A 13,800-nucleotide genomic window follows, 5' to 3' on the forward strand; every position below is an offset into this window, starting at 1 on the left:
CCTCGACGAAGAGCCAGTCCCGGACGTTGCCGCCGTCGCCGTAGACGGGGAGGGGCTTCCCCTCGAGCGCGTTGAGGGTGACGAGCGGGATGAGCTTCTCCGGGAAGTGGTAGGGCCCGTAGTTGTTCGAGCAGTTCGTGACGATCGTCGGCAGCCCGTAGGTCTCGTGCCAGGCCCGCGCCAGGTGGTCCGATCCCGCCTTGCTCGCGGAATAGGGCGAGCGCGGGTCGTAGGGGGTGGTCTCCGTGAAGGCACCGGTCGGGCCGAGGGAGCCGAAGACCTCGTCGGTCGAGACGTGGAGGAAGCGGAAGGCGGCGCGGCGCGCGGCGTCGTAGCCATCGAGCAGCGCGCGCGCGGCCTCGAGGAGGGCGAAGGTGCCCAGGACGTTCGTCTGCACGAAGGGGGCGGCGGAGGCGATGGAGCGGTCGACGTGGCTCTCGGCCGCGAGGTGCATCACCGCGTCGGGCGCGTGGTCGGCGAAGGCGGCGCGCATGGCGTCCGCGTCGCAGATGTCGGCCTGGAGGAAGGCGAAGCCCGGGCGGCCCTCGCAGGCGGCGAGGGTGCGGCGGTCGCCGGCGTAGGTGAGCTTGTCCACCACCAGCACCGCGTGGCCGAGGTCGAGGACGAGGTGGCGCACGAGCGCCGAGCCGATGAAGCCGGCGCCGCCGGTGACGATTATTCGCATGGTGCTTATCCGAGGCTGATCAGAAGGCGGCCGGAAGATCGCGCAGGCAGGGGTGCTTGCGGTCTTTTTCCGAGAGGACAGGGCCGCCGGGACGGGCGGGCCAGGGCAGGGCGAGTTCGGGGTCGTCCCAGGCGAGGCCGCGGTCGCATTCCGGCGCGTAGTAGTCGGTCACCTTGTAGGCGACCTCGGTGTCGGGAACGAGGGTGACGAAGCCGTGGGCGAAGCCGGCGGGGACGTAGAACTGCTCCGCGCCCTCGGCCGTCAGGGTAACCGCCACATGGCGACCGAAGGTGGGCGAGGCCCGCCGGAGGTCAACCACCACGTCGAGGATCGCGCCGCGAAGGACCCGGACCAGCTTGGCCTGGGCGCGCGGGGGCAGCTGGAAGTGCATCCCGCGCAGGGTGCCCGGATGGGCGGAGAGGGACTGATTGTCCTGTACGAAGCTCGCGCTTACGCCGACGGCGCGGAAATTCTGCTCGCTGTAGGTCTCCATGAAGTAGCCCCGGGCATCGCCGAAGCGGCGGATGCTCAGCAGAAGCGGACCATCTATGCCGAGCGGCCTGGCCGTCACGTTGCCGCTGCTTCGCACGAATCCTGCGAGAGGGCCGTGGCGGCATGCCTCGTCGGTCGTCGTGGCATCCATGAGGGCGCCACCGTGACCGTGCTTCGCAAGCGTCTCGCGGCGTTCGATTTTGCTCACGGGGATCACTCCTGCTCGTGTTTCGCGTGTGCGTGGTTCGTCGGCATTCCGCGATCGGAAACCGGCGGCTCCCCACGGGCGACGGCATCCAGAAGGGCAAGATGCTTCGGTAGACTCACCCGCTTGAGGTCGAAGCGCTTCACCGCGCTTTCTCGCGCCGAGGCGGCGAGATCCCTAGCCAGCCCGGGACTTTCAAGCAGCCGGACGGTCCTCTCGGCGAGGCGGTCGGGCTCACCGAAGGGTACCAGCAACCCGTTCTCGCCATCCCGGATGACTTCGCGAACCGGCGCGGTGTCCGACCCGATCACCGGACAGTTGCTCGCCATCGCTTCGATCAACGACCACGACAGAACGAATGGATAGGTCAGGTAGACGTGGACGGAACTGATGCTGAAGAGAGCACGAAGATGGGGATGAGGGATGCGGCCGACGAAGTGGACGCGCGCCTGGTCGAGGCGGGCCCCGACCTCCTTCAACAGGCTTTCACGCCAGCTAGCGGCATTGGCGGGATGGCGACCGTACTGTGCCTGGTCACCGCCAACGATGACCACCTGAGCCCGAGGGCGAAGACGAAGGATCTCCGGCAAGGCTCGCATGAAGCAGGGAAAGCCACGGTAGGGTTCCAGGCCACGGGCCACGAAGGTCACGACCTCGTCCGTTTGGGACAGGCTCCGCCCGTCCGCCAAAAGGAAACGGGCGGTCGGGTCGCGCTTGATTAGGTCCGTGTCGACCCCCTCGTGGGCGACGGTAATCCGATCCTGCGCCCATGCCGGAAAGCGGGACCGCTGCCATTCGGTGGGGGTCTGTCCCCAGTCGGCTGCATCCAGGCAGAGAAGGTGGTTGGCGTTCAGCGTGCGGACACGAGCGGCCTCGTCGAGGCTGACCAGCTGATCGGTGTCAAAGCCGACGTCGGCGCCCTCGGCCGCGTAGAAGAACTCGAAGTAGTAGAGGAGCCGTGCTTTGGGAAATACGTCGCGAAGGTAGAGGCCTTCGCCCCAGCCAGGATGGCAGCAGACCAGATCCGGCTCGAAGCCGCGGGCTCTGAGAGCGATTGCAGCCCGAGCGGTCGCCTGGCCGCGGCGGACGGCGGCTTCCAGGGAGCGCAGGTATGGATGGGTCGAACTGCCGGCACCCGCCGGAGCCGTGTAGTAGAACTGCTCCACCCCGGGAACGCTGCCGAGACGTTGCTCGCCGAGCGCCGCAACCTGGTGGCCAGTCCTGGCGGCAAGCGCGGCCGCGACATGGCGGTACTGGCCCGGAAAGCTCTGATGAACGAGGAGCGTCCGCATGGGATCAGGCCGCCCGGATCGTGCGTCGGGTGGTCATGGGGCGATATGCACCGGGATTCGGACGAGGTCGCGATCCAGGCCGCGCTTCCGGTCGGTGAGGTTCAGGCGTGTCAGATAGAGGTGCACCTCCGCCTTGCCTTGATCGTCCGCAGTTCGGTCGAAGACGGCCGACGGACTGGCATGGTCCAGGAGGGACGGATACTCGTAATAGACGCCGGCCTCCGGTTGGCTTCGGAAGGGGCGCATGGCCCAGAGCTGCTTCGCGGGCTCCCAGTTCCGCAGATCCCGTGAGCGGCTATAGAAAACTCCTTCGGGCGTGCTCGCCGGCGCGTCGCGGGGGGCCGCCCTGGTGAAGACGGCGACCCAGGAGGGTCCGCTTGACCCTTCGATGCGCAGGACCGATCGCACGGGTGCGCCGCCGAAGACGCCGTTCCCGACGACGTCGCAGGGACGGTCGAGCGATGCGGCGTTGTTCTCGGCGCGCGGAGCGTATTCGCCGCGCGAGAGCAACTGCCATCCGGCAAGGGCTTCGGTGATCCTGGTCCGAAGGAGGCAGTTGCCGCGCGGTTGGCCCGCGATCCCCTCGGTGTAGACGAGGGCAAAGGCGTGTTCGCCCTCGATCAGGACGTTGCTGACCGAGAAAAACCCCGTGCGCGCCGTTACCGTCGGATCGTAGGGGTAGGGCGAAGCCGCAACGACCGACGCCTGGTTCGGAGAGCGGCTGGATGAGGGGACCGGCTGGAAGCGCCAGTCGCCGACCTCGGCCACCACGGCCGTGATGGCGGAGTACCAGCAGCGGAAGGCGGCCGGGCGTCGGCCGGCCCCGTCGAACGGGGCTGCGCACCGTTCGGGGTGTCTCCAGCCCATGTATTCGTGGCTGGCGAGGCCCAGAACCCGCCTGGGGCGCCCGGGTCCGGCGGGCGGCAAGGGAAGAAGAGCCTGGACCCAGAACTTGTCCTGGAAGCTCGCTGGATCAGCGGCCTCCATGCCGCGGCTGGCCGCCGAGCAGCTTGGGGCCAGGTGGTTGAAGTCTGTCCCGAGCAAGGGGATGTTGATGAAGTGCGCCGCTAGCAGGAGTACTCCGCCCTCCGTGCGCAACGCCCGCGCCGGAGAGTCCGGCAAGTTCATGTCGCCACAGCGCTGGACCGACCACTGAAAGACGGTTTCTGGCTGCGCCCCGGCCGCGACCGAGAGGTCGGGCGCCGGGGCGGGAGCCGAATTCGCCAACGCGTTCGCGGCTGAGCAAGCAAGGGCGGCTAGGCCGGCCAGGACGGTGGCGCGCACGGCGGCTGCTTAGCCGAACCGCGGCGGAACGACGAGGAACCGTTCGGCCCGCTCGAAGAGCAGGACGTCAGGTTGCTCTTGCTCCAGCATGCTCTCCGCGAGGCTCGCGTTCCAGACCGCCGTCGTCGAAGCAAAGTTCTCTGCCAGAGGAGGGATGAGCCATTCGCCAAAGCTATCGTGAAGCATCAGCAGGTGGCCCGAGGCGGCAGGGCGAGCGGCCGGCCGGAGCTCGCGGCGCCGGCCGGTGTTCAGGATCCCGTTGTCATGCACGACCCGGGCGGCGGGGCGGCGGCGAAGGACCGGCTGTTCCTCCACGCAGACCCCGCCAAGCTTCGAAAGGAGGTCGGCATTTCGATATTCGACCTGAAACGCGTCCGGTCCGGGCGAGGAGCCAGCGGCTAGGTTATCGAGACCGATCGCCTCGTAGACGGCGTCCAGTGCCAGCGAGGCCCCGTAGTCGCTCCAGTGGGAATCGCCCTTGGGGTACGTCGCGACATCGGCTTTCGCTCGCCGCATGGCTTCCAGAGGATAGATGATCCGCGTCGCACGAAGATCCAGGCGCGCCGCGAGCGCCTGGACCTGCCGCACGGGACGGTTCTCAGAAACGGCAATGCCGCTCGGCAGGGCTTCGGCGAAGACGCACTCCTTGTTGGGAGCGATCAGGTAGAGAACATGCGCGCCGTTCTTGAAGGCGGCAGCGTCCACGCCGAGGAAGAAGTGCTCCCAAAGGTCAAGTTCCTCCGCTGAGAGAATCCGTCGGCCCTGGACTTGCTCGAGTACGGCGTTGCTGTCGTTCTGCAGAAAGAGGTAGCCGCCCTGGCCGCGAAGCACCTTGGTCTCGTCCTGAGCGGCAAAGCTTGTGATGACGGGGGAGTTCCGGAGAGGGGCGCCGGTGTCCGCGAAGATCACCTCAACCTTTGCGACATCCGGGATTTTGGCGTCGGATGGGATTTTGACCTCGAACGCCCAAGCGTATCCGCTGATGTCTGGGCGGGACGTGCTCGGCGTCACCGTGGCAAGTTCCTTTCCGTCCAGCCGCACTGTGAGACGGGGTGCGGCAGGGCTGCTGGAGGCGACCCACCCGGCGATGCGCCGGCGGTTGTACTGCTCCAGGAAGCCCCAGCTGGTAGGCTTGAGCGCCGCTGGCATTGCGCCGGCCGATGCTTCGGTCGGCAACGAAGCGGTCTCGCCCGCGGCAAGGCTGCGAAGGACCGGACCCGGGGTTACGCCATGCTCGCCCAGCAGGCGGACAAGGCGCCCGGCAAGGTCCATCCGGCGCGCGTCGTAGAGGGGGGCACAGGCTTCAACGCCGGCGCGTAGAGCCGCTTCTGCGCCGCCTGGAGCCAGCGCCGCGGCCTTGACGAGGGGCAGGCCCATCGTCGCAGCGAGCTCTTCGGTCCGTAGGTCGAAGCTGATCACGAGAGCCGATCGGCCGGCCTGCCAGCCAAGGGCGGCGCCGTGAATGCGGGTGCCGATGACCGCATCGACGCTCTGGTAGGCCTCCAGCCATGCCTCGGCTGAGAAGTAACCGCGGAGGCGGCCAACCCAAAGGTCACGCTCGGCCTTGGTCATCTCCGTCAAAAGGCCGGCTTTCTCGCTAAGCCAAGTGGTCACCTCGGGCGCGTCGATCTCCCGTCGAGCTAGCATGATGGCCGCTAGGGGATCCTGGGCGATGAGATGCGTGACGCGGTCCTCGCCGAACTCGTCCAGGAGGGCACGCTCGCCCTTGGCATTGTACGAGTAGAAGGTTGGTGCCAGGGCAACCGCCTGGAAAGGCTTGGTGCGAAGGCGCTCTGCAATGGACGCCCCCAGGTGAGAGCTCGGATTGATGAAGTTTGACGGGCAACCGAGAACCTCGAAATTCTGGACGCCGTAGCGCTCGAGAACTGCGGCCGTGTAGCTGCCACGCAGCATGATGCGGGCACACCGCTCGCGAAACAGGTGCAGCAGCCGCTCCGTACCCGGCTTGAGTTGCACTTCGTTGACCGAACGGAAGGCCTGGGCGCCGAGCCCGAGGACCATCAGGGGCAAGCCAGTCGCTTCCAGGCGTTTGGCCAGATCGCCGAGGTCGAATCCGGAGTAGAGGAAGTTTGCGGCCGGGATGCAGATCAGCCGCGCGCGATCGCGGACGGCGTCCACGTCAAAGGCAAAGGGGACGGTGAACCGATCGTCTCCGATGACCCGCTGGAAAGCCGCGTACTGAAAGGCGAGGTTGCCGGTGTTGGCTCCCGTGGCCGCAAAGGCGGCCTCGGTGCTCCGGGTGAACGACCCGCCGATGGCACCGTCCGTGCCGAGGACGGCAATGGGCTTCATCATGTCTGGGAGCCTTGGCCTTGATCTTGTTGCGGCGGTTCAGGCGCCGAGGAAGCGCTGAAGGTGCTTGGACGGCTTGAGCCCGACGGCTTCGACCGCAGACAGAAAACCGGCCGCCGCCTCTGAACGGCCGGCATCGAAGCTCTTTCCCGAGAACCTCGTGGCGGCGAACATGTCCCGCACCGAGTGGCGATGCTCGATGAACTCCTTCGGAGACAGCTTCGGCACCCGCATCTGCTCGGCCAGTTCCCGCGTGCGGGTGTCGTGGCAGATGCAGACGCTGGGCAGACCGGCGAGGACCCCCAGCATGGTGCCGTGGATGCGTGTGTTGACCCCGGCGGTGTAGCGCTGGAGTCCGTGGGCCCAGCTGCTGATCGACGTCGGGGCCTGGCCGTGAGCACGGAGGAAGGCGGTCAGCGCGGGGCTGTCGCCAAGCCCGAGGAAGGTCGCGCAGCGGGCAAAGTACTCGACCTCGGCAGGCGCGGTGAGTTCGGCGCCGAAGGCGGCTTTGATCAACTCGAGCGGCCGCTGGACGATGTAGGCGGAGCCGGGGTTCAGGCGAGTGAGGCGGACGAGTTCGCGCTCGATGCTCGTAACGGAGGGTTTAATGCAGGCGCCATGCACTGCCAGCGGCCCGCCTTCGGGCGGGAGAGAGGCGATCCGAGCCTCAAGCTTGGCGCCAAGGGCTTGGTCGGGGTTAATCAGGAGCGAGGGGCAGCCCAGGACCGTGGTGTTCTCGACGCCGAGCGAGCGGCAGAAGCCCTGGGTGAACTGCCCACGGACGAGGATCTTGGGCGCGAGGCGGGACACCTCGCGCAGGAAGTCGAGGGTGCCCGGCTTCAGCTTCGGCGGAACGTCCTCCTTCTCGGCCTGGGCACCGAGGCCCAGGATGAGGACGGGGCGCCCAAGGGCTCGGATGAGTTCTCCCATCCGGCCGAGGTCGGCACCGTCGTGAAGGAAGTTGGCGGCCGGGATCACCACCACTTCGGCCGCGACGTCGGCCGGGCGGGTGTCGCGCGAGATGAGCTGCACCTCCGTCGCGTCGAAGAGCAGACGCGCGGCGTGCCAGAAGGCGAGGTTCCCGATGTTCCCGCCCGTCGCGAGCAGGAACTGCGCGGGGGAGAGGCTCCAGGCATTATCGACCTGTCCGAGGTTCTCGGCGAGATAGGCAACTTTGGTGGCCATGAGCGAGGTTGCCTTCTTCAGCGGCGCAGCAGTGGGCGAGGCGGGTGGGAGCGGCCGGCCTCTTCGGGGAACCAGCGGCGGGTGTGGGTCCACGCGTTCAGGAGCGTGGCGTGGTGCCGCCACCGGTTATCCGGGGTGATCTGGGACTGGCGCTCGAGATGATAGAGTTGCGCGCGGTGTTCGACCGCGCAGCGAAGGCCCGTCGAGCGGACGCGGAGGCACAGGTCGGTGTCTTCGAAGTCGCCGATGGCATACACCTCGTCGAAGCCCTTGAGGGACGAAGCCAGGTCGCGGCGCAGCACCATGCAGGCACCGGTGACCGCCATGACCTCCTCCAGTGCCTGGGCGGTCCTCTCTGGCTTCAGGCCCTTGCGCGGGTGCATGGGGAAGGGCCAGCCGGCCTGCTGAGCCAGCGGCTCGAAGGTGATGCCTTGGTGCTGGACGGTGCCGTCCTCGAACAGAAGCTGACCACCGACCATGCCAAGGGTGGCGTCCTCGCGCAGATCGGCGATCATGATGTCCAGCCATTCCGGGGCGTTGGGCGACGGCATGACATCGGAGTTGAGAAGGCAGAGGAATTCACCGCGGGCTGCCACCATGCCATGGTTGTTCGCTGGCCCGTAGCCGAGGTTGGTGTCGAGGAGCAGGATGCGGAATGGCAGTCCGAACCGCCGGTGCGCCGAATGGGCGAGGTCGAGAAGCTCGCGCTTCTTTGGCGGGTCGTCGAGCACGTAGATGAACTCGTGCGCGCTGTTGCCGGGGTGCTCCGAAAGGAGCGCCATCTGGTAGGTCAGGAAGTCCATTCGTCCGTAGAGAGGGATGACGACGCTGCACACCGGCTCGGCTGGGCTTTCGCCGAAGGCAATTTCCGTTGGCTTCACCGGCTTGGCCAAGCGGGCCTTGTGGATCGCGGTGAGCGCCGGCCCGAGGACCTTGTCAAACGCCGGCGCGATCTCGTCGGCGGACGGATGGATGACTTCCAGGATGCGGCGTGCCGCCGCGGCGCCTGTTTTCACCGGCGGCGGGATCCGCAGGTAGCCAATCTCGCCGGTCTTCAGTTCGACTTCGAGGTAGGGAGCTGCACCTCCGGGGCTTGGCCAGGGCACGCCGCAAGCCGGTGCGAGGGCGACGAACCCGCACCGGGTGTCGACCTGCCCCATGGTTGCGGAGACCGCCTCGGCGACATCCGGACGCTCGACCGAAATCCACCGATCCGTCAGCGAGCCGCGATCCCGTGCCTCTTGCGGTCCGTGGACCCGGATGGCGGCCACGGCATGGGTCGGATCGAGGCACCAACCGATCAAGACAAGGCCGGCGGGAGGCACGGAGATCGATTCATCGATATCGAGCCGGACCGGCGCCGGAAGCTCGTGGAGCGTGTCGATACCAGCGTAGGCACGCCGGGACAGAAGGCTGACCAGCCGGCTGCGTTCCGGCCCGGCAAACGCGTTGGCCACCGCGGGCTGAATGCGCGACTGAACGTCGCTCTCCCGCAGGTGCACGACCGGGCGGACAGGTTGGAGGCGAAGGGCAGGAGGAGGCGGGTTCTCCGCCGGCTCCTCGGAGGAGACCGCCAGGTCGATGGAGGAAAGCTCGCCCAGCGGCAGTCCCGGGGCACGGATGTGGAGCACGATGCCGACGCCGCGGCGGCCGAGATCAGGCCGCGGGAACCAGCAAACCGTGCTTTCCGTCTCCTCGAGCTTGCCGTGCTGGAAGTGAGCCGTCACCTGCGGTGGCGGAGCGCCAGGACGCCAGCGGCCACGCGACCAGCCTGAGAAGAGCCATCCTCCAGTTGCCGGGACATAGCCGTAGAAGTCGATGTATCCGTCCTCCCGGCTGCGGGGAGCATCGGCGCCTTTGGCTGTCGGTCCCTTGCTTCTCCGGTCGACCGGATCGGCATCGGACGGTGGGAGGGTCGTCGCGAGGTCCTGGGCCATGAGCGTCAAACTGCCAGCAGAGCGCCGGAGGGGTGCCGGACCACAAAGGTCTGGGCATCCGGCTGCTCGAGGACGCGGGAGGGACTGATCCGGGACGGGATGCACCAGGCTTGCAGTGCTGAGGTCTGATCCCCGGCGGGGCGAAGTCGGTAAACGGTGCCCGGTCCGAGGATCAGCAGATCCTGCGGGCCGATCTCGATCATCCGAATGGAGGCATCGCAGCGACGAGCAATCTCGATGGCCGGTGGGGTTTGCCCGGCGGGCGGACTGGGAAGCCAGCGAGACCGTCCATCGGCGGTGAATTCCGGAAACTCGTGGCTTCCCGCGATGATCTCGACCTGCAACGACGATCCTGTGCCGGTGGGGAGGCAGGCGACGACGAGGACGCTTTCGGCCGGCGAGGGCAGACGCTCCGCGGCGCTGGGTTGCATGAAGGGGGTCCCGGTTTCCTCACCATGGGAGAGCACCACGCGATGGACGACAGGGGTGTCGTCCATCATGGCCTTGAGCAAGGAGAGCGAGGCAGGCTGGAATAGGAGCTCTGGAACGCCGGCAAGGAACCGCCGGCCGGCCGCTCCCGATGCGGGATCGACCACGCCGGACAGGGATGCGTCGGGCCGGCTCAGAACATCCTGCTCCGCGTCCACCGGCAGCACCACGTCACGCAGGACGGCATGGCCGCTGCCGATGATCCGCTGAAGGGCGCCGCGGACGCCCGGCGGCGTAGCGCCGACCTCAACGCGTCCAGCGAGAAGGCGAGCGGCGTCGGTGCGGTCGGTCCATAGACCGCCGAACACGCACCGCTGCCGACCGGCGGCCGGGAACCGCGCGTGGATGGTACCGAAGTACTCGCCAACGCCGGTCAGGCTCGTGCGGGGTAACTCAACATCGCCGCCCCGTGGCCGGATCGAGATGAACGGAAGAAGCTGCTGATCGACCGGGGCGTCATAGAACGCCATCGTGAAACCGCAGCGCCCGTCGCCCAGCCCGGCCGCGGCGAGGTCGTGCCGGGGCTGGTCGGCGGTGGTCTCCCCAATGACGCGACCGTCGAGGAGGGCCTGAAGCACGAGGAACCGGCCAGGAGCGAAGCCAATGCCGAAGGCCCACCCGGCGGCACCGTCCGCCGTTAGGCTGTCCACTGAACCGCGGATGGTCATGCGGGCTGCAAGTCCTGTTCGGCAGGGGTGTTTCGCATCAGGCCGCCGACGTCCGGATCGACTGGCAGGGAGCGGTAGAGGGCGAGGGTCTCGGCCGACGTCTCGGTCAGTGACCGGGGCTGCGCCAGGGTCGAAGCCAGGTTGAGCAACCGGGCCGGTTCGGTCGCGAGTTGCGAGAGGAGAGTGGCCAGAGAGCGAGCGTTTCCGGCTCGGAAGTGGAAACCGTCAAGGCCGTTCCGGACCTTCTCCGACATGCCGCCGATGTCCGAGCAGATCACCGGCCGGCGAGCAAGCAGAGCCTCCTGGATGACCAAAGGCGAGTTCTCCCACCAGATGGAAGGGACGATGACTGCGTCCACGCCGAGCATGAGGTCGTGCACTTTGGAGTTTTCGTACGGACCGTGGACGTGGATGATCTTGGCAGCCGTCTGGAGGCGTGCCTCGAAAAGGGCGCGGAACTCGGGCGGCTGTCCCGAGTGATCGCCGTGCACGTCGATCTCAACTCCTTCAAACCCGGCCTCCTCAAGGAGGGCCGCAGCGTCGAACAGCACGTCGATGCCTTTCAGGCGGGAGATCTGCCCGAAGAAGCCTATCGATAGGGGGCGGCCCGAAGATCGCAGGGCAACGGCGCCGGTCGGTGTTTGAGGGGCCGGCAGGCCGTTCTCGATGACCGTCATCCGCGCCGGATCGATCCCCCAAGCGATGTAGCGGTCGGCCAGGAACTGGCTCGGCGAGACGAAGGCGTCGACCAGCCGGAAGAAGCGCTTGATGAAAAGCTCCCGGAGAAAGAAGTCCTGCTCCGATTTCTCTGGAAAGCATCGATTGCAGTCGCGCGGCGAGGCGCGGTCGCAGAGCGCGAGGCTGGGACGCTTCACCATCTGGCCGAAGTGGTTGCAAATCCCGAGATACTCGTGAAGCGTCACGACGATCCGCGCTGCGGGCAGCACCCGGCGGATGGTCAGAAGGGTATCCAGCCCGAGGTTCGTGTAGTGGTGGAAATGCACGACCGTGGGACGCAGCTGCTCGAGCAGGCGGGAAAACTCACCGGGCCATTCAGGGTCCGGGTTGCTGTGCGTGAAGTGGTCGAAACCGGCCCCCGCGTAGACGTACTCGTCTGGTCCGAAAGGCTGCGACAGCCGGGCGCCGAGGCGGGGCGCGATGCGCCCGCCGGACGCCGCGAGGAACCAGGAGGCTTCCACCTCGGGGGATGAACGCAGGCTGTTGTAGAGCTGGTAGGCCGCGATCTCGGCCCCGCCCTTGGACACGGCGGGATGAAGGTGTGCGATCATGAGAAGGCGCACGGGCGCCTCTGACACCATTTTCGCAGGATGCTGCTCAGGGGGATTTGCGGCCGGGCGGCCGGCGCGACGCTTCTTCATGCGGCGGGCAGAAGAGACGAGACCGGGAGGTATGCCCAGTTCCCGGCGAAAGAGAGCGTTGCTGCCATGAGTGAGGTGCCATCTACAAATGCGTCTGCGGGCGGCAGAGAACACGCAAATGGCCCCACGATGACAGTCGCATTGTGTCGCAGTTTGTCGCAAGGTGTGCGCCCGATGGTGGCCGCCCTGTGAGGCGGCCGTGATTTGTCGGAGTTCTGCGGGAGTGTTGCCGACCGGTCCATGAGCGACTGGTCGTGCGACGATCGCAGGACGGATCGCAGCGGGATGTCAGTTGAGGTGATGCTGGCGCGGGAGCCCCGCCGTCGGTGGAGCGAGGCGGCCAAGGCGCGGTTTTTGGAGGGTGCAAGGCACTGCCTTGCACGAGGCGCCCGGGGCGGTGGTGGCGCGCCGGCACCGGGCGGCATCCAGCCTGATCTTCACCTGGCGGAGCCGGATGACGAGGCGGTCTGCGGAGGTTGCGGCACCCTCCTTTGTGCCGGTGGTGCTGGAGGAGCCCGGGGAGGTTCCTACGGCCGCAACGCAAGCTCGACCTGGCCGCCCCGCTGGGGGGATGGCGGGGGTGGTGCTGCGCAACGGCCGGGTGCTGCGGATGCCGGCCACGACCGATCCGGCGCGGCAGGCGGCGTTCGCGGCGGCGCTGGAGACGTGATCGCGCTTCCCTCCGGCGTGCGGGTCTGGCTGGCAGCCGGCGTGACGGACATGCGCAAGGGCTTCGATGGTCTGACGGGCCTGGTGCAGCAGCGGCTGGGACAGGACCCGTTCTCGGGGCAGCTGTTCGTGTTTCGGGGCCGGGGCCGACGCGGCGACCTGATCAAGATCCTGGCCTGGGACACCCAGGGCTTGCACGTCTCTTGCCCATGATGCCTCTCCAAAGGGGGTTTGTGGTGCGCTTGACCGGTCAGGTCCGGGCTATGACGAGGTTCTCGGCGGCAGGCACCCTCCGGGTCCGCGCTGGCGGAAGAGGTGCTGCACGTCGTCGAGGCGGACGAGGTACACCGGACGGTCGCCGACCTCGACACGTCGGGCGCCGAGGCGGCCCTTGTAGATCCAGGTGTAGAGGCTGCCCTCGGGCATGTTCAGTCGCGCCGCAACCTCGGTGACGGTGGACTCGCCGTAAGCGTCAGCCCATGACCGCCTTGAGCTGAGGCGTTCATGTGGCCGATGTCGGTGGCATGGCCGACGACGTGATCTCCCCACCTGGTTCACAGGAGCGCTCTTACGAGGCTCGTAAGAGTTCAGGCCGGAGCGGCGCCGTGGAGGTGAGGGTTCGAGCGGAACGGCGACGGAACTGGACGCCCGATGATCGGCTGCGGATCGTCCGAGAAACGCTTGAGCCTGGGGCGGTGGCTAAGGCGGTCGCGGACCGCCACGGGATCAGCACCGGCCTGCTGTTCACCTGGCGCAAGCAGTTGCTGGCCACGGCGATGTCGGGCTTCTCCGCGGTCCAGGTCGTGCCGGAGGTGCCCTCCCTGGAGGGGCCACCACGGGCGGAGGCGGAGGGCTTCTCGTCCGAGGCCACGCCACCCATCATCGAGGTGACGTTCGCCTCCGGCGTAAGCGTCGCGGCGGCGGCACATTGCGGCGCGGAGTGGTGCTGTGATGCAAGTGCGGGATGGGCAGGACGCTACCGCCGCGGATCACAGAGGCTGAGGACGCTCATACGATTACTCGTATGAGTGTGCGTGAGAAGCCGGTCGAGGTGATTACCCGCGGCGAGCGGCGGCGGAGTTGGACGGGAGCGCAGAAGCGCGACATCGTCATGGAGAGCCTGGAGCCGGGAGGCTCGCCGATAGCGGTAGCGCGGCGCCACGGCATTGGGACTGGCCTGCTCTACACCTGGCGTCGGCAGA

General features: G+C 67.5%; 14 protein-coding genes. 4 read left to right on the forward strand and 10 right to left on the reverse strand.

All coding sequences use genetic code 11. The features are described 5' to 3' along the window. The 9 genes from EAH89_RS29115 to EAH89_RS29155 form a co-directional block, all read right to left on the reverse strand. On the reverse strand, positions 1-685 hold a 685-nt coding region (locus EAH89_RS29115), incomplete at its 3' end, for a dTDP-glucose 4,6-dehydratase (protein WP_140887320.1). A gap of 19 nt (positions 686-704) precedes the next feature. Beyond that, a complete protein-coding gene (gene rfbC / locus EAH89_RS29120; RefSeq protein ID WP_241667262.1) occupies positions 705-1,385 on the reverse strand; it encodes a dTDP-4-dehydrorhamnose 3,5-epimerase in 681 nt (226 codons plus the stop codon). A 5-nt stretch (positions 1,386-1,390) separates the two neighbouring features. Continuing rightward, entirely contained in the window at positions 1,391-2,674 is a 1,284-nt protein-coding gene (locus EAH89_RS29125) for a glycosyltransferase family 4 protein (protein ID WP_140887323.1), read from the reverse strand. 33 nt (positions 2,675-2,707) lie between these two features. Continuing rightward, positions 2,708-3,958: a hypothetical protein gene (locus EAH89_RS29130; RefSeq protein ID WP_140887326.1), complete on the reverse strand. Its 1,251-nt coding sequence runs from the start codon at positions 3,956-3,958 to the stop codon at positions 2,708-2,710. Between the two features lie 9 nt (positions 3,959-3,967). Then, the gene (locus tag EAH89_RS29135) at positions 3,968-6,274 is read right to left on the reverse strand and encodes a polysaccharide pyruvyl transferase family protein (RefSeq protein WP_140887328.1); all 2,307 of its coding nucleotides are present in this window, start codon (positions 6,272-6,274) and stop codon (positions 3,968-3,970) included. A 36-nt stretch (positions 6,275-6,310) separates the two neighbouring features. Further along, positions 6,311-7,456 carry a polysaccharide pyruvyl transferase family protein gene (locus tag EAH89_RS29140; RefSeq protein WP_140887331.1) on the reverse strand — a complete coding sequence of 382 codons (1,146 nt, stop codon included), beginning with the start codon at positions 7,454-7,456 and terminating at the stop codon, positions 6,311-6,313. A gap of 17 nt (positions 7,457-7,473) precedes the next feature. Next, positions 7,474-9,393, reverse strand: coding sequence for a glycosyltransferase family 2 protein (locus EAH89_RS29145; RefSeq protein WP_140887333.1), 1,920 nt, complete (start codon positions 9,391-9,393; stop codon positions 7,474-7,476). A 5-nt stretch (positions 9,394-9,398) separates the two neighbouring features. Continuing rightward, entirely contained in the window at positions 9,399-10,550 is a 1,152-nt protein-coding gene (locus EAH89_RS29150) for a hypothetical protein (protein WP_140887336.1), read from the reverse strand. Beyond that, positions 10,547-11,929, reverse strand: coding sequence for a glycosyltransferase family 4 protein (locus tag EAH89_RS29155; protein WP_140887338.1), 1,383 nt, complete (start codon positions 11,927-11,929; stop codon positions 10,547-10,549). The genes EAH89_RS29150 and EAH89_RS29155 overlap by 4 nt, the downstream gene beginning before the upstream one ends. A gap of 376 nt (positions 11,930-12,305) precedes the next feature. Between EAH89_RS29155 and EAH89_RS29160 the strand changes: the two genes are divergently transcribed. Both EAH89_RS29160 and tnpB read left to right on the forward strand, forming a co-directional pair. Then, complete coding sequence (locus tag EAH89_RS29160) at positions 12,306-12,599, forward strand: hypothetical protein (protein ID WP_140887341.1); 294 nt, start codon at positions 12,306-12,308, stop codon at positions 12,597-12,599. Beyond that, the gene (tnpB, locus tag EAH89_RS29165; protein WP_140887343.1) at positions 12,596-12,811 is read left to right on the forward strand and encodes an IS66 family insertion sequence element accessory protein TnpB; all 216 of its coding nucleotides are present in this window, start codon (positions 12,596-12,598) and stop codon (positions 12,809-12,811) included. Before EAH89_RS29160 ends, tnpB begins: the two co-directional genes overlap by 4 nt. A gap of 48 nt (positions 12,812-12,859) precedes the next feature. Here tnpB and EAH89_RS33655 read toward each other — a convergent pair whose 3' ends face one another. Continuing rightward, complete coding sequence (locus EAH89_RS33655) at positions 12,860-13,156, reverse strand: helix-turn-helix domain-containing protein (protein ID WP_408906335.1); 297 nt, start codon at positions 13,154-13,156, stop codon at positions 12,860-12,862. Between EAH89_RS33655 and EAH89_RS29170 the strand changes: the two genes are divergently transcribed. Further along, positions 13,123-13,626: a transposase gene (locus EAH89_RS29170; protein ID WP_140887346.1), complete on the forward strand. Its 504-nt coding sequence runs from the start codon at positions 13,123-13,125 to the stop codon at positions 13,624-13,626. The genes EAH89_RS33655 and EAH89_RS29170 overlap by 34 nt on opposite strands. After that, positions 13,623-13,800 (forward strand): transposase (locus EAH89_RS33660; protein ID WP_161993831.1); only part of this gene is annotated, 178 nt, incomplete at its 3' end. The genes EAH89_RS29170 and EAH89_RS33660, both read left to right, overlap by 4 nt.

Source organism: Muricoccus nepalensis (assembly GCF_006438825.1).
Classification (GTDB): Bacteria; Pseudomonadota; Alphaproteobacteria; order Acetobacterales; family Acetobacteraceae; genus Roseomonas; species Roseomonas nepalensis.